This is a genomic window from Aquibacillus saliphilus, from assembly GCF_020404745.1.
Taxonomy (GTDB): domain Bacteria; phylum Bacillota; class Bacilli; order Bacillales; family Amphibacillaceae; genus Aquibacillus; species Aquibacillus saliphilus.
The window spans coordinates 30,292-48,074 of record NZ_JAIZAP010000015.1; the positions used below are offsets into that span (position 1 = coordinate 30,292).

Below are 17,783 nucleotides of genomic sequence, written 5' to 3' on the forward strand. Positions count from 1 at the left end.
TAACACTACTCAATTACCGTTTAGTAATTCACTTGTTTTATTCAATATCTCCTCATCTTTCAAACGGAACTTAAATTCAACACGTCGTGAAGCTTCCTCACTATAATTACCATCTTCATCGGTGCGCCCATCGGTATAGGACTTACCGTTCACTGTTAGTTTTTCCTCCAAATGTTGTTGGATATTTTTGTACGGAAAATCTTCACCAAGGATATATGCAGCTACATTATATGCTCTCTCTTGAGATAGGTTTAGGTTATATAAGTAGCCATCTATTCTATCAGCATGGCCTTCTATGATTATTTCTGAAATATAACTTTCATAGTCACTACCTAACAAGACATCTAGATATTTGGGAACAAATTCGTCTAAAAAATGAAATGATTCCGGTTTTAAGACTGCTTCATCAAGTTCAAATAAAATATCGGTGTTAAAAATAATCGCACCTGTCTTCTCATCTACTTCAATTCCGGAGCTAGAATCTTTAAACTCTTCATTTAATTCGTTTACTAGTTCAACCCTAACACCCATAATTTGATCAATGGTCTGTTTCATTTCCTCAATTTGAAAGGATTTAATAATCATCATACTTATAAAAATTAAAACAAAGCATAATAAAATGGTTGTTAACAAATCCGTAAAAGACGGCCAAAAATGACTCTCATCTTGTTCGTTTTTAAATAGTTTTTGGTATTTATTAATCATGTTGATCAACCCTAATACCATTACTTAGTCTTACTGCCTCTTGATTAAATGCATTCAGCTGTTGATTCAATTTTTGAATCTCTTGATTTAGTTCATTGCTCGTTTGTTTGTGATAACGGGCGCTACTTTGCTGATTTTCCTCAGTTATTTGGCGAATTTGCTTGCATTCCTTTTTAATTCCTTCATTGGTCAACTCAATATAATCACCGATATTTCGAACTACCTTATCCAATTTATCTCCAAGTGTACCTTCTAAGTTGCCAACATATCTAGAAAGTGTATCTTTTAATACCCCAACACTTACTTCGATTTGATTTTCTCTATGATCAAACGAATCTTTCATCATAGAGATTGTTCCACTTATTTCATTAATTAACTGAGTATTCTTGATACCTACCTGTTCGTATGTTGTCGAAGCGTCAATCAGATGCTTTTCAAACGCGACTGCATCTGATGAATGAGATTTTATATGGTCACTAAAATCTTTATTAAACTGCTTTAGCTCATCAAAACGGTCGGATAATAAATGCTTATATTCTGCTTGTGCTGTACTGATTGTTTTTAAAGCATCAGGTAAATCAACAATCGAATCCCCTAACTTATCAAAATCCTTTGTCAACTCACCTAAATGAGAAGTGATTCCAGTTAGTTTTGAACTTATATCATCTCCAAAAATCCCTTTAAACTGCTGGTTATGTTCCTCCATCCTTCTAACCAAATCAATGCTCGTTCGATTCATTTTATCAAACGAATCTCTTACTGACTTTTGTCCGTCAGCAACCGAAGATGCAAAATTTTTCAAATCTACAACAGAATCGTCAAAATGCTGAAGTGTTTCAATCTGAGATGTTGATAACTCCTTGATTTGTTTATAGGTAGCCTCAAATGCATGTATCATTCGTTCATTTCTGCCGTCCATTCTTTTAAAATAGGCGAATAATTTATCAAAATTACTATTTGCTTTTGTGGTAGCGTTACTGAAGCCATCAGTTACTTCTTTCACACGAACAAACAAGGCATGAAAATCCTTCAGATTATTGGACAAACCATCATTAAACTTAGCTAAATCTTTTGCAGACTGTTGTAAACCAGCAGTATAATCTTGAAAACCTTTAAATGAGTGAACAATAGTTTGTAACGAGTCCTGATTTGTCTCCTGAAGTCTAACAATAGAAGTATTGATTGTTTCCGAAACCTCAATCAGACGACTGATGCCATTTTGTTCACTTTCCTCTAAACATGATTCAACTTTCAACATAATATCTGTTAACAAATATTCCGTATTCCAAGCTCTAATAATTACCGTCATCATTAGTGAAAATCCCATTCCTGCAATACTTGTATAAAATGCAACATCAATCCCTGCAAGAACACTCGCAACATCTTCGACCAGCTGATTCCCTCCAGAATCGATATTACCTAGCGCCATTGTCAGTCCAATAAAAGTCCCCAGTACACCAATCAATATAAACATAGAGACAGTCATTTGCACCATTTTTATCAGATTGATAACTGGTACGTTATACACGCGCCAACTTGAAAATTTCTCTTGAACAAACGTTTCAGTTCTTACCGTTTCCTGCCTTTGTCTTTTGTTAAATTCATCTTTAAAGGAACTGAGTGGATCAATATCCATTCTATTCGTATCATTTAAGTAACTACGTATCTTTTTTAATTTACTAAAAACCGAAAAATGAACAAGAATAGTTACGACAAATGTGGCCAATAAGACCATGAAGATAAACTCGATAATCCCATTTGCTAAAATGGCCTGTGCTTTTTGCTCACTTATAAATAACTGTAGAATCGCTTCTATCATTTAAATTCTCCCCCTATCTGAAAATCACCTATCATATCTGGTGCAATATAAATTTACGAAACTCGTCTTAAACAGAGCTTTTTATATTGTTATTCAGAGCACCGCCAAATCATGTTTCTGCGGGGAGCAACTCAGAAATTTTTATTTAGTGCTTGTTCATAATTTCTAGGAAAACAGGAAAAAAACTGACCATTTATTAATCCGTTTGTTTCTAAACGAGCTCTTCAAGTACTTGTTTTAATGACAAAACACGTTGTTCAATCCTGCAGAATTTATACCTAAAAACACTAATTCATTCCTATTTTTATTGAAAACGTTAACAAATTAGTCATAATATTTTCCGTATTTTCATGGTATACTATAATTGTAAGGTAGAGGACATAGAGTAACATCCCTTCTTACAACGTTTAACATCGCAGCAGACTCAACCATCCTAGTTAGTTCTGTTTAATACGATTTATCGAAACTAGGAAGAACAGGAAAATCGGACGATATGAATTGATGAAAGCAGGTGAGTCCACCAACAATCAATCGTAACAACCGTAGTATCGTGAAGGACCATCAAATCCTTAAGAACCAAGAGTCTTAAAATACCATTTCCAAAAAATCAGTATCCTACCAACGGAACTGACCCATGTCCTGACAAGGCAACATTTCAACTTGCAGTCAGTAAGTCTGTAAAACATGACATGTTGAATCAGAAGTGTTTTATCCGAGCCCTTTAATGGTGCGAAATGTTACCTGAGGCAAGCTTACATTCCCACACATAGGATGTGGCATGGTTGGGTCCCCTGTGATGTTAAAAAGAAAACGCAGACTATTTCTATTTTGTGATAGTCCAATAAGTAGTCCAGTTTTTATTAACTTGGCTACTTTTTTGTGACCAAAAAAACTATTAATTTATAGCTTTCTTCTAACGCCAAATAAGGCCATAACCCCGTTATAGATAATCACGCCTGAAAATAATAAAATTGCTAGCACCCCAATAATAAAAGCCAAAGGTTCTAGTGGTGCTAAAAAACCTTGCAACGGAACTCTAATAAGTGCAAAACCCGCAAGTATACATGCCAAATATAATAATGGATAATTATTCACCTTCACACCCCCTTCCTTAAGGTTATATCTATTCAAGAAATAGGAATTTATATCAAATTGCTTTAAATTATCTTTACATAACACTTCACTTTCAATTGAATCCACTACTAAATATTAAAATAAAAACTAAGGTTATTATATTAATAATTGCTGATACAACAGGCATTATCAGTAAAATAGAAACATTCGCACTTATTACTAAGATAATATAGGATTAGATTGTCGAATCTCTTATTAGTATAATTGCTAAATTAAAACCTAATTCCGTAATTCCGACAATACCCACTATACTTTCAATACAATATGAAGCAATTTTTGCACGTATCAAACAAAGCTTTTATCTGTTCATTTGTCTTATAAATGACACAAGTATATATTTTTAAAGGCAACGCATCCTTAAGGGAGTAATTCTACTCTATTAAAAGAACTCAAGTGGTATTGTTTCAATTTCAACAAATATAAGCTTATATCTTGGATTAACAAGTCTAAAGCAATTTCATTTTCATTAAAGCCTGTGATAAAATTTGTAATTGTAGTCGTGATTATAAAATCATCAGGAGGAGATTAAAATCTCATTTGAAATGCCACCAAAAGGTGAAACTTGTAGACTAGTAGCAACAACAAAAGTTGGAGCGGACATAAATCTTTGTGTTTTATGTTATCAAGAGGGTTTTGTGTACTTTCAATTAAATGATATCAGTGAGCAACGTGAAGATATCAAAAAATATATAACAGATCTACAGCCGAAGATTCTATCAGGAGTCTATCATACTGAGTTAGTAGATATGGAAAAAGAAGAAGTATGTTGTTAAGTCCCCTCTAATGAGGGGATTTTTTGTTATTAAATTTATTGGTTAACAGACCGTTGAAATCTAGATGCCCCGTTTAATGGATAATTACGTCCTACGTTTTGGATTCTTCCTACTAATCCTTTATACAAAAAAGTCACATCTAATGATGTAACATTAAATGTGACTTTTCCAGGTGTGTTAAACCGCTTTCATGATTTCTTATAATAACTCTATCAATAAATCATTTGTTTCTAACTTGTCTTCATTTCCTACATATATTTTATTCACAATACCATCTCTAGGGGCTTGAATGGTTGTTTCCATTTTCATTGCTTCAGTAATAACAAGATGATCCCCCTTTTTCACCTTCTCTCCCTCTGTCACATGGAGTTTAACCACCGTTCCACGCATCGTTGCTCCGATATGATTAGGATTTTTCTTATCCACTTTCGGATTGGTGGTCACAGTCGACATGACACTTTCGTCTTTAATTGTGACCTCCCGCGGTTGTCCATTTATTTCAAAATAAATATTACGTGTCCCATCTGGTTGCGGATGACCAATTGAAACTAAATTCACTACCAGAGTTATCCCCTGTTCAATCTCAACCCGAATCTCTTCATCTAATCGTAATCCGTAAAAAAAGGTTAGTGTATCTAGTACTGACATATCGCCATATTCCTCATAAGACTCATTATAATCATCCAGGACTTTTGGGTATAAAGCATAACTAATTAACTCTTCATCTGTAACCTCACGATTCCACTTCTCTTCTAGTTCTTCTTTTACCTCGTCAAAGTTAACATTCACTAGCTTCTCACCAGGTCTAACTGTTATAGGCTCGCGTCCTTTCAGGATGATCTTTTGTAATTCTTTCGGGAATCCTTGATAGGGTTGACCTAAATAGCCCTCAAACATTTCAACTACAGATGACGGAAAGTCCAATGTTTCCCCGCGCTGATAGATATCTTCTTCTGTCAGTTCGTTTTGTACCATATATAAGGCCATATCACCAACAACTTTAGAAGATGGTGTCACCTTTACAACGTCACCAAATAAGTCATTTACACGGCTATACATCTGCTTAACTTCATCCCAGCGCCCTTCAAGACCAACACCTTTCGCCTGCTGTTGTAGATTACTATATTGTCCGCCTGGCATTTCATGCATATACACCTCTGTATTTGGTGCATTTAGACCTGATTCGAATCCTTTGTAAAACTTGCGTACGTCTTCCCAGTAATGAGCTATTTTTTCAACTGAAGCGATATCAAGCTCGGGCTGTCGCTCGTGTCCCTGCAAACCATAATAAAGGCTACTCATACTAGGCTGTGAAGTTAAACCAGCCATTGAACTCATCGCGACATCTACAATATCAACACCGGCTTCAACAGCTTTTGCATAGGTGAAGATGCCATTACCGCTTGTGTCGTGTGTATGTAAATGGATCGGTAAATCCACTGTTTCTTTTAACGTGGAAATTAATTGATACGCAGCTTCCGGTTTTAAAAGACCAGCCATATCCTTAATACTTAACATATGAGACCCTGCTGCTTCTAAATCCTGAGCCATCTTTTTATAGTACTTTAAATCATATTTGGATCTGGCCGGATCGAGAATATCCCCGGTATAGCAAATGGCAGCATTGGCAATTTTTCCTGACTGACGGACTGCATCAATCGTATGCTCCATGCCTTTCACCCAGTTTAAACTATCAAAAATGCGGAACACATCAATGCCTTGATTCGCTGCTTGATCAACAAATTCCTTAATAACATTATCTGGATAGTTTTTATATCCGACTGCATTGGAAGAACGAAGAAGCATTTGAAATAAAATATTTGGCGCTTTTTTTCTCATTACCCTTAATCGTTCCCAAGGATCTTCTTTTAAGAAACGATAGGAAACATCGAAGGTTGCTCCCCCCCACATCTCAAGTGAAAATAAATTCGGTACGAGTGTTACCGTTGGTTCTGTGATTTTCTTCAAATCATTCGTTCGAAAACGTGTCGCGAGTAGTGATTGATGAGCATCTCGGAATGTCGTGTCGGTTAATAATACTTGTTTTTGTTCCTTGATCCAGTTAGCCAATCCTTCTGGACCATCTTGATCTAAAATTTGTTTGGTTCCATCTTGTACCTGGTCAGATGATTTAATAATTGGAATACGTGGACTGCTTAACAGTGGCTTCTTTTCTTTTTCAACGCCTGGATATCCATTTATTGTCGTATTTCCAATAAAATTGAGCATTTTCGTACCACGGTCTTTACTTTCTGGAAAGACAAAAAGTTCCGGAGTCGAATCAATAAATGATGTGTCATATTCGCCATTTAAAAATTGCTTGTGAGTAATCACATTCTCTAAGAAAGGAATATTCGTTTTTATTCCTCTAATTCGAAATTCTTTTAAATTACGATGCATCTTAATTGCTGTTTGTTCAAACGTGAGAGCCCAAGTAGAAACCTTTACGAGCAGCGAATCATAATAAGGAGTGATAACCGAGCCTTGAAACCCATTTCCGGCATCTAATCGAACCCCAAATCCACCACCTGATCTGTAGGCCATAATTTTACCGGTATCTGGCATAAAATCATTTAACGGATCTTCAGTTGTCACTCGAGATTGAATTGCATATCCACTTGTCCGGATACTTTCCTGATTGCTAATGCCTACTTGTTGACTATCAAGTGAATAGCCCTCAGCGATTAACATCTGTGTTTGGACAATATCGATACCAGTAATCATCTCTGTTATTGTATGTTCAACCTGAACACGCGGGTTTACTTCAATAAAATAAAAGTCACTACCTTGCACGAGGAATTCAACAGTTCCCGCATTCAAATATTGAACATTATCCATCAGCTGAACAGCTGCATCACAAATCTTGTCTCTTACCTCGTCAGACAACGATACACTTGGAGCAACCTCCACTACTTTTTGATGGCGTCGTTGAATCGAACAATCGCGCTCATAAAGATGAACGATATTCCCAAATTTATCTCCTAATATCTGTACTTCTATATGTTTTGGGTTCTCAACGAATTTTTCAACATAAACATCATCCGCACCAAACGCAGACATTGCTTCAGACTTCGCCCGTTGATAGCTTTCTTCTACTTCTTCTTTGTCTCGAACGACACGCATGCCACGTCCACCACCACCAAGAGCAGCTTTAACAATGATAGGATAGCCATGTTGTTCACCAAAATGCTCTACTTCTTCTGAGCTACTAACGGCACCATCACTACCTGGTATAACTGGAATATTGGCTCGTATTGCTTGCTCCCTTGCTTTAACTTTATCCCCAAACATTTCAAGGTGTGTTGATGTAGGTCCGATAAAGATAATCCCTTCTTGTTCACAACGTCTGGCGAAATGAATATTTTCTGATAAAAATCCATAGCCTGGATGGATAGCATCTACATCCGTCGTTTTAGCAAGCTCAATGATACCTTCAATGTCCAAATAAGCATCAATTGGCTTCATTCCGTCACCAATCAAATAAGCCTCGTCCGCCTTATAACGATGATAAGAACCCGTGTCTTCATTTGAATATATAGCAACTGTTCTCATTCCTAGTTCTGTACAGGCACGAAACACTCGAATAGCAATTTCTCCTCGGTTAGCAACCAGTACCTTTTTTATATTCATTATCCCCCTCCTCCTTAAAAACAAAAACCTTGATATTGTTATTAATTAACTCATTAAAACTTCAAATTTTTGAATATACAGAAATTTTATAAGATTCTTATTCATTATGCAAGCTTTCGTCATCATGCTTTTAAAACAATAGGAAGTTTTAAATAACAAAATACTCAGTTATATTAATGAATGAAATCAAATGTATTTACTAATCTAATAATCACAGTACTGTTTTTTATTGTTCCAATTCGGTTCCTCTCATTAAATTCTTTGATTTCATAAAAGTTTATGACTTTAAAATGGTTTGGAATTCACAAAATAATCCACCTTTAAAAGGTTATTTGATTATTTTAGTCATAATTAAGTCCATTTGTTCTTCATCACCCATGTAAAACGAGTGGACTCCTGCTTGAACAAAGCCCATTTTCTTATAAAAGGCAATTGCATTTTCATTTTTTTCCCATACACCTAACCAGATTTTCTTTTTATTACGTGTTACCGCTATTTCAAATGCTTTATTTAGCAAATACTTACCAAGTCCATGTTTTTGAAATTTGCTCTTTATATAAATCCTCTCAATCTCAAGTGATTCAACTCCCATTTCTTCAGACTGTGCATCATTGGTATTGAGCTTTAAATATCCAGCAACTTCATTCCTATAATAAACAAAAAAGAGTTGTGAGGAAATATTGGATAATTCTTTTTCTAATTGTTTTAAGTTAAATGCCTTTTCTAAATAGGCATTGATATTTTTCTGCGAATTCTGATGCTTAAATGTCTCATTAAATGTTTCATAACTAATTTCTTGAAGTATGCGTAAATCTTGAAAGGTACACTTATTTATACTTATTGTCAATTTGTTATGTCACTCCTTGTATAATCAATAATATCTCTTGTTCCCTTTTATAACGTATTCCCAATCCACTTCTACATTTCCCCTCACTCTTTGAAGAAAATTAAAAGTGGTCTCCACTTCTTCTTCTGAAAATCCCTCTAAGGCAATCAATGCAGTGTCCGATTTATCGGAAAAAATCCAGTCTAATCCGCCATTTTGTTCCGTTGCCTTAACTCTAATTTCTTGTAAACGATCATTTTTCAACAGATGTATATGGTTTCCGGTCGCATACTCATGGCCTTGTAAATCATAAACTTGCAATGAATCTACATATTTAAAAAACCGTCATTTTCTTAAACAATAGATCCCCCCCTGTTAGCTTTAATCAGTCGTTGTCCATTTGAAATTTAGCAGCATGGTGTATATTTGTTAGCGTCTACATTTTTAGCAACATAATTATATAAACATCAACTGTTTCAGTCAATGCAGTTCATCTGTTGCAACAGTGCTATTATTCCTTTTTTAAAGCAGACACTAACACTTATCAATAAACATCTTAGGAGTTATTACTTAGATTGTAATCTAAAATATCGCATTAGTGGACCGCCACTATTCATTTGCCAATTAAATTATGGTATAATAACTTTATAATCAGAATAAAATTAAATAGACCACAGCTACCAACTGTGGCCTATTGATAAGCGGTTCCCCCAGAGGGATCAGCTATCCATATTGCGGTAGACCTCACCTAGTTAACTTTTCAGGGTAAATAGGGAGGTCTATTTTTTATTGATCAATGTTATGACCAATCCGAGTAATGCAATCAAGAAGGTACCAAAACCAATCAGTACCATCATTAATTCAAATATACTCATAGGCATCACCCCCTTTCTGGTGGGGCTTAGCCGACCACTCCCTAAAAGAACATTATCTTGCTAGATTATAGCATAAATTTAACAAAAAGAACAAATGTTCCCTTATTTTAGAACAACACTCTTATTTACTAATATCCGTAAGAAGTCCTAATATGTTAGGTTCCTTAATGTCCATATATGCACACGAACTCACCAATTATTAGAAATAAGTACATGCTATTATGTTCATTTATAGACGATTCTCTCAGTTGTTCTCAATACATCAGAAAAAGAATAATTAATATTACCTATTTTTCCGTTTTAAAAACATCAAAATGGTACTCTTTTTTCATAAAAAAACCTTGATTCTTTTTCAGAAAAAGAATCAAGGTTTTTCTCCTACTTGCCATGTAGCTATGAACGGCTATTAACTTTTTTTGAGGTTGCTGGATTAAAAAGTTTACATCCTGACTATGATAAATTTCATTATAACTGATGTTTAGCTACTACTATTCCATCACGATCAGCATATAAAAAGGAGCCAGGTGTGAAATTCACTCCTGCAAATCCTACCGAAATACTTTCATAACCTAATCCTTGTTTCTTACTTTTTATAGGATTTGTTCCTAGAGCATAAATACCAACGTCCATTTCATTTATCTGATGACTGTCTCTAATACATCCATTGATAACCATTCCCGCTAATTTTCTTTGAACAGCGATTTCCGCTAGATTATCGCCGACAATTGCGGATCGCCTTGAACCCCCACCATCGATTACAAGTACGCTTTCTTCCGGGATTGTTCGAAGTGCATTTCTCACGAGTAGATTATCCTCATAAACCTTCAAAGTATAAATTGGACCATGGAAAGCATTCTTTTTACCAAAAAATTGAAAGATAGAATCCGCTACCACTATACGGTCACGGTGCTCATCACAAAGGTCAGCTGTGTGCATAGCCAAACCTCCTTTTAGATAGGTTCGATGTTAAAACCGAGTTTATTCTTCTAAATTTCTAGAATGAATCAATCGTGGTCAGCATCTCTTAGGCATTTGTCACATTGATTGAAATACGGCAATTGTACACTGTCTATTCTATTCCCGCAATCAGTACAGTACTTTGACTCGATTCTTTCAGAAGCAAGTGTTTGCACAATTAATCACTCCATTCCTTAAATTTTCAATCCTTTAATCAAAGAGTAGATGAAGACGTTATCATAATTTCTTACTTTTGAAACTGAGCTTCTTCAGTTGAACCTTTAAGTGCTGTCGTGGATGATCTACCACCTGAAATAACTTGAGCAACCTCATCAAAGTATCCTGTACCAACTTCTCGTTGGTGCCTTGTTGCTGTGTAACCGTCTTTTTCAGCTCCAAATTCAGCCTGTTGAAGCTCAGAGTATGCAGCCATACCCCTAGTTTTGTAGCCTTTCGCAAGCTCAAACATTCCATAATTTAGTGCATGAAATCCAGCAAGAGTCACAAATTGGAATTTATAGCCCATTTTGCCAAGTTCAATTTGATACGTTTCAATCGTTTCTTTATCAAGATTTGCTTCCCAGTTAAACGAAGGTGAACAATTATAAGCAAGCATCTTATTAGGAAACTCGGAATGAATTGCATCTGCAAATTTTTTCGCTTCTTTTAAACTTGGTTTTGATGTTTCACACCAAATTAAGTCAGCATAAGGTGCATATGCAAGGCCACGAGCAATCGCTTGATCAATACCTGCTCTTGTTCGATAGAATCCTTCATTCGTACGTTCTCCAGTAATAAAAGGTCTATCGATTGGATCGATATCACTCACAATTAAGTCAGCTGCATCTGCATCCGTGCGAGCGACTAATACAGTTGGTACGCCAGAGACATCTGCTGCAAGTCGAGCGGATATTAAATTTCGCACTGCATTTTGGGTTGGAATTAATACCTTGCCACCAAGGTGACCGCATTTTTTTTCGGATGCTAATTGGTCTTCAAAATGAACCCCTGCTGCACCTGCTTCAATCATTCCTTTCATCAATTCAAATACATTTAACTGCCCACCAAATCCTGCTTCAGCATCTGCTATGATTGGTGCAAAATAATCCACATCTCCCTTGCCTTCCATGTGTTGAATTTGATCAGCTCGAGAAAGTGAGTTATTAATTCGGCTTACTACCTGTGGAACAGAATTAGCTGGATACAAGCTTTGATCGGGATACATTTGACCTGCCACGTTTGCATCAGCGGCTACTTGCCATCCACTAAGATAAATTGCTTTAAGTCCTGCTTTTACTTGCTGAACAGCTTGCCCACCAGTTAGCGCACCTAATGAGTTTATAAAAGGTTCTTTCTTTAACAACTTCCAAAGCTTTTCTGAACCTTTACGAGCCAATGTATGCTCTACTTGAATAGATCCTCGTAACCGTAATACATCCTCTGCCGAATACGGACGTTCAACACCAGCCCATCGTAAATCTGTCTCCCATTCCTGTTGTAATTCTAACGCTTCTCTTTCACTTGTCATTTTCCAACCCCCTAATTTTCAATCTGTGTGTTAGTACAGTTCGTTGTTTGTAAAATTATTATATAACAGATGTTTTGATTATACAACAGATAATTCGAATTTTTTTACTATTTAATTAATTTCCCTAAAAAGGCCCATTTTCACTTGTACACAGTACATCCAACTAGTTTTTTAAATCATAATTGTTATGCGCTTTATTCGTTTATACTCACTTAAATTGTTGTACAACAATTTAAGTGAGTGATCAATACTTGTTGTTCAAAAGCTTTAAAATCCTGTAATTACCGTAGAATAAATAGTCATCGAACTAGCTATGACGACGTTACGCTTTACTAAAAACAAAAATAAATGCCCCATCTATCTGTGTAAGTTTTCTACGATAGATGGGGCATTTATCTTAATTGTTTATATACTGGATTTTAGCTTCGATTCTGCGGCGATGTAAAATTGGCTCTGTGTACCCATTTGGTTGATGATAACCTTCAAAAATCAAGTCTGAAGCTGCTTGAAAGGCTACAGAATCAGCGTAATTATTAGACATAGAAATATAATTACGATCACTAGCATTTTGCTTATCAACTATTTTCGCCATCCGTTTTAATGTTTCTTCAACTTGTTCGATTGAACAAATCTGATGATGTAACCAGTTAGCAACGTGCTGACTAGAAATACGTAAAGTAGCACGATCCTCCATTAGAGCAACATGATCAATATCCGGAACCTTTGAGCATCCTATTCCTTGATTAATCCACCGAACAACATAGCCTAATATACCTTGAATATTATTGTCTAATTGTTCTTGAATTTCTTCAGAACTCCACGATGGTTGGTCAATAACTGGGAATGTTAAAATATCATTCAGATAACGTGTTTTCTGACTCACTAATTTCTTTTGTGTCATAACAACATCTACCTTATGATAATGAAGCACATGCAATGTAGCTGCTGTTGGAGAGGGGACCCATGCTGTATTCGCACCTGCGTGAAGCTGACCAACTTTTTGTTTTAACATGTCAGCCATTAAATCAGGCATCGCCCACATCCCCTTACCAATTTGTGCCCGGCCCTTTAAACCTGTAGCTAAACCCACAGCTACGTTTGATTTTTCATAGGCCTGCAGCCACGGTGAGGACTTCATATCTTTTTTACGATACATCGGGCCTACTTCCATCGACGTATGAATTTCATCACCAGTTCGATCCAAAAAACCTGTATTAATAAAGACAATTCTTTCCTTAACTTCATAAATACAGTTTTTCAGATTTAATGTAGTCCTTCTTTCCTCATCCATGATTCCGATTTTAATTGTATATCGCTTTAGTCCTAACATGTCCTCAATTCGATTAAATAGTTTATTCGCAAAGGAAACTTCTCTCGAACCATGCATTTTTGGTTTAACAATATAGATAGAACCCTTGCCTGAATTTATATATATCCCACTATTAAGTATATCTCGCTTTGCTATTAAACTAGTAATAATACCGTCAAGAATGCCTTCAGGTACCTCTTCACCATTCTCATCTAATACGGCATTACTCGTCATCAAATGACCTACATTTCGAATAAGCATCAATGAACGTCCAGGTAATGTATAAGTAGAACCTGTGAGTGATGTATAAACACGGTCAGGATGAAGTGTTCGATTAATTTCTTTATTTCCCTTTTGGAAAGAAGTTGTTAGCTGACCAGAAATTAATCCAAGCCAATTACGATAGACGTCTACTTTATCTTCTGCATCCACAGCAGCAACCGAATCCTCACAATCCATAATCGTGGTCAGAGCAGATTCCAATACTATATCTTTAACACCAGCGATGTCTCCCATTCCAATCGGATCCGTATCATCAATTTGAATTTCAACATGCAATTGATTGTTTTTAACTACTATTGAATCCGGATTGTCAAGGCTGCCCAGATAGCCAACTAGTTTGGAATTATCCTTTAATTCAGCAATCTGATCATTGATTAATACAGCCTGAAGTTTTCCTTTGAAAAGACTATATTTGACGACATTCTTGTGCGAACCGATATTTAATGGAAAAGATTGGTCTAGAAACTGCTTACCATAGGCAATTACTTTTTCTCCGCGTTTCGGATTAAAAGAATCTCCACGCTCACAACCATCTTCCTCTGAAATCGCATCGGTACCATATAATCCGTCATAAAGACTCCCCCACCTCGCATTGGCAGCATTAATTGCATACCTCGGGTTATTTACCGGAACAACTAATTGTGGTCCAGCTTGCAGGGTTATTTCATCATCTACATTTTTCGTTGTAATTTCAAAATCTTCAACCTCTTTTTCAAGATAACCGATGGTTTGCAAAAAAGATTTATATTGATCCATATCAAAATCGCTATTAGCTATGTGCCAACTATTTATTTCCTGTTGCATTTTCTTACGTTGTTCTAATAGCGCTTTATTTTCTGGTGTTAAATCCTTTATTAACTGCTCAAACTGAAGCCAGAAATTATCAACCTTAGAATCTGGAAGCACCTCTGAATGGATAAATTCGTATAGTACTGATGCTACTTGCATATTACCGACACGTACATAGCCTGACATTATATTATTCCCCCTATAATTTAATCTCCCTACACTAAAAATATAGTTATTCCAATAAATTGGTACAATCGTAGAATCGTACAGATGGTAGTTAACATTAGATGATCTAACAAGAGCTAGCATGTTGACGTTCGAGGATTTCACCTCCATTTCTCGAAATACACTGTACTAATACAGTTTATTATATTGTTTTATATTATATAACAGTAAAAACAGTTAAACAATAGTTTATTGGTATTAATTAGATGTTTTTGCGAAAAAGTGATTTACTCGTGCTATTTACTTCTTTTATGTAAGGCGCTTAGTAAGTAATGTAGACATATAACAATTTACTTATGGATCGACCAATCGAAAATTCTATTCTTGTTTATTTTTGCTCAATACCTTCAACTAATTACTTACGATTTCTTAGCTCTCACCAGAATAGTTAACTTTACCTCTATAGAAGAAATGGGTAGGTGCCACTCAGTATATAAGTGGCACCTACCCATCATTTTAAAACGAAACATTTACTTTTAGAATTTAAAATAATCCTTTACAGCTCTTCCCCATTACTGAATGACCGAGCCAATATCATTCATGCCTGAACAATAAGAAAATAAGCATTAATTAACCGACACTATTCATTTGTCAACTACATGATGGTATAACAATAATAGAATTAGAATAAAACTATAAAGACCACAGCTGCCAACTGTGGCCCATTGATAAGCGGTTCCCCCAGAGGGATCGGCTAGCCATATTTCGGATAGACCTCACCTAAAGTACTTAGTAGGTAAATAGGGAGGTCTATTTTTTATTGATCAATGTTGTGACCAATGCGAGTAATGCAATTAAGAAGGTACCAAAACAACATACTGATACGAACTCTAGTGAATACACTTAGGTTATACTGCGAGACTACTATAATATCAATTTTGTTACTAGATTAACTCAACAATTTAATACATATTACCAGTAGTAGCGATTTACTCTTTTTGAGATTAGTAAAATGGGAAAACGGCTAAACTAACTATCCTTCAGGAAATGCTTCAGAACCATTTACAGGTCTATCTAAATCCCTTTTAAACAAATACATCAATAAAGCACAAAACGTACCTCCATTATCTTCTTTAAGATGTCTACTTTTCTTCTATATAAATTAGTAACTTCTATCCTCCAGTGGGGAATTCATGAAGTAAAGTCCTTACCTTTTTTATAATCCTAGGTCATCACAATTTCCATTTAAATCTAATTAGCTTGGTTCTATGACATTTACACTTTAAAATTCTTTGACAGCTTTCGTTTTTGTTTTATGAACATTTCGAAACAGGCCCTCTAATCTTATACCTATACTAGTTAACTGATAAAACACTAAACCGACTACTATATAGCCCTTTAAAGAAAAAAAGTTAAATAGCTTGATGTAATGAGTGAATGGAAGAATTATCAATAAAGAACATAGACTAAGAACATTCACCTTAACCAATAAAGGTGCATTTGCCATTATTGTATCGCTCAGATTAAAAGAGAATACGTTTATCACCCAATGAAAAATAGTTAATTCACTCTTAAGAGAAAAAATTCCGGTTACGAGTATGAACAAACCAAGACTAATGCACAAGGTGTTCTTAAATCCTTTTTTATAATCATCTTTGTGATCATATTGCCAAATTAAACCCATTAAAAATATAGCAATTGATGCAAAAGGCAAAACAAACCATATAATCAATTCCACCATGTTCACGTCTCCACCTTCGTCATTTGTATATTTTCATCATACCTTTTTTGACAATTTTGTGACATTAGGGATTATCCTGATTTTAAGTGGGAATTTCCCTGATAGTATGTGGTGTGCCATAAATATCGGTATTGGGACTAGTTAAAGAGTAAGTTTTAATTGACTTCCAGAAATAAAAATGAGCCTTCCTCAGAAGACTCATCGTTCTAGATAACTTTATTCTTGATCGCTTTGGGCAATGTATTTGTGGTTATTTCTAATTTCATTTTCAAAGTAAATTTCTTTTAAAATCGGCACACAGCCATGTACCAATTGTCATAGTTTCTTCCCTTCATCATCCGGCAAAACCGTCCGCGCAATTTTCTCATCTAGGTCTTCATAATCGTAATAACTTATCTGTTCATATAACTCATTTCTCGTCTGCATCTCGTCCAGCACATCTTTTTGTGTGCCCTTCTCAAAAATTTCTTGAAATACTTTCTCATAGGCTTTTGCAGCGATTCGCATCGAACTAACCGGATAGATAACCATGCTATATCCCCAGTTTTCGAACTGTTCTGCTGTATAGTAAGGTGTTTTGCCAAACTCTGTCATGTTTGCTAGTAAAGGAGCTTTCACTTTTCGACTGAAGTATTGAAATTCTTCTTCTGTTTGTAGTGCTTCAGGGAAAATACCATCTGCACCCGCTTCCATGTACTTTTGTGCTCGATCAATTGCGGCTTCTATCCCCTCTACTCCTTTAGCATCCGTTCTAGCAATGACCACAATTGTTGGAGCGACTTGTTTTATTGTTTGAATCTTTTGCATCATTTCTTCTGTCGAGATCAGCTTTTTTCCGTTTAAATGACCGCATTTTTTCGGTAATTCTTGGTCCTCAATTTGAACAGCTGCAACCTTCGCCTCGACCATTTCTCTCGCGGTTCTAGCGACATTCAATATACCTCCAAAACCTGTATCAATATCGGCAAGTAATGGAAGTTGGGTCGCCCGGATGAGGTCGCGTGCACGTTGGGCGATTTCCTCTGATGTAATAATGCCTAAATCAGGCAAGCCACGACTTGCTGTATAGGCTGCTCCAGATAAATAGAGGGCTTCAAAGCCTGTTTGTTTAGCGACAAGTGCTGCCATTCCATCATGTGTTCCCGGAATTTTCACAATCGTATTTGTTTGGATTCGTTTTAAAAATTGTTCAGCTAATTCTTTTTGAGTTTTTTCATCTTCTACCAACCAAGCCACTTTGTTCATCTCCT

Annotated in this window: 13 protein-coding genes and 1 pseudogene; 1 reads left to right on the plus strand and 13 read right to left on the minus strand. The window is 35.7% G+C overall.

The window, feature by feature from the left end; translation table 11 throughout:
- Window positions 1-9: 9 nt before the first annotated feature.
- From LD272_RS14900 to LD272_RS14910, 3 genes are all read right to left on the minus strand, one after another.
- The gene (locus LD272_RS14900; protein WP_226037417.1) at window positions 10-705 is read right to left on the minus strand and encodes an OmpA family protein; all 696 of its coding nucleotides are present in this window, start codon (window positions 703-705) and stop codon (window positions 10-12) included.
- Complete coding sequence (locus tag LD272_RS14905) at window positions 698-2,524, minus strand: MotA/TolQ/ExbB proton channel family protein (protein WP_226037418.1); 1,827 nt, start codon at window positions 2,522-2,524, stop codon at window positions 698-700. The genes LD272_RS14900 and LD272_RS14905 overlap by 8 nt, the downstream gene beginning before the upstream one ends.
- A 900-nt stretch (window positions 2,525-3,424) precedes the next feature.
- Window positions 3,425-3,619, minus strand: coding sequence for a hypothetical protein (locus LD272_RS14910; protein WP_226037419.1), 195 nt, complete (start codon window positions 3,617-3,619; stop codon window positions 3,425-3,427).
- A gap of 674 nt (window positions 3,620-4,293) precedes the next feature.
- Between LD272_RS14910 and LD272_RS14915 the strand changes: the two genes are divergently transcribed.
- Window positions 4,294-4,431, plus strand: a complete 138-nt coding sequence (locus tag LD272_RS14915) for a hypothetical protein (RefSeq protein ID WP_226037420.1) — start codon at window positions 4,294-4,296, stop codon at window positions 4,429-4,431.
- A 198-nt stretch (window positions 4,432-4,629) separates the two neighbouring features.
- On the opposite strand, the gene pyc is transcribed toward LD272_RS14915, so the two are convergent.
- From pyc to prpB, 10 genes and pseudogenes are all read right to left on the minus strand, one after another.
- Window positions 4,630-8,061, minus strand: coding sequence for a pyruvate carboxylase (gene pyc / locus LD272_RS14920; protein ID WP_226037421.1), 3,432 nt, complete (start codon window positions 8,059-8,061; stop codon window positions 4,630-4,632).
- Window positions 8,062-8,389: 328 nt separating this feature from the next.
- Window positions 8,390-8,908, minus strand: coding sequence for a spermidine/spermine N(1)-acetyltransferase (paiA, locus tag LD272_RS14925; protein WP_226037422.1), 519 nt, complete (start codon window positions 8,906-8,908; stop codon window positions 8,390-8,392).
- Window positions 8,909-8,932: 24 nt separating this feature from the next.
- Window positions 8,933-9,058: pseudogene (locus LD272_RS14930) on the minus strand (MarR family transcriptional regulator); the annotation flags it as partial.
- 608 nt (window positions 9,059-9,666) lie between these two features.
- Window positions 9,667-9,762, minus strand: a complete 96-nt coding sequence (locus LD272_RS14935; RefSeq protein ID WP_226037423.1) for a putative holin-like toxin — start codon at window positions 9,760-9,762, stop codon at window positions 9,667-9,669.
- A 465-nt stretch (window positions 9,763-10,227) separates the two neighbouring features.
- Window positions 10,228-10,698, minus strand: coding sequence for a ribonuclease E activity regulator RraA (gene rraA / locus LD272_RS14940; RefSeq protein ID WP_226037424.1), 471 nt, complete (start codon window positions 10,696-10,698; stop codon window positions 10,228-10,230).
- Between the two features lie 68 nt (window positions 10,699-10,766).
- Window positions 10,767-10,895: a protein YhfH gene (gene yhfH, locus LD272_RS14945; protein WP_226037425.1), complete on the minus strand. Its 129-nt coding sequence runs from the start codon at window positions 10,893-10,895 to the stop codon at window positions 10,767-10,769.
- A gap of 71 nt (window positions 10,896-10,966) precedes the next feature.
- Window positions 10,967-12,247, minus strand: coding sequence for an isocitrate lyase (aceA, locus tag LD272_RS14950; protein WP_226037426.1), 1,281 nt, complete (start codon window positions 12,245-12,247; stop codon window positions 10,967-10,969).
- Between the two features lie 397 nt (window positions 12,248-12,644).
- Window positions 12,645-14,813, minus strand: coding sequence for a malate synthase G (locus tag LD272_RS14955; protein WP_226037427.1), 2,169 nt, complete (start codon window positions 14,811-14,813; stop codon window positions 12,645-12,647).
- Between the two features lie 1,261 nt (window positions 14,814-16,074).
- Complete coding sequence (locus tag LD272_RS14960; RefSeq protein WP_226037428.1) at window positions 16,075-16,533, minus strand: respiratory nitrate reductase subunit gamma; 459 nt, start codon at window positions 16,531-16,533, stop codon at window positions 16,075-16,077.
- A 315-nt stretch (window positions 16,534-16,848) separates the two neighbouring features.
- Window positions 16,849-17,769, minus strand: coding sequence for a methylisocitrate lyase (gene prpB / locus LD272_RS14965; RefSeq protein WP_226037429.1), 921 nt, complete (start codon window positions 17,767-17,769; stop codon window positions 16,849-16,851).
- Window positions 17,770-17,783: the final 14 nt, after the last annotated feature.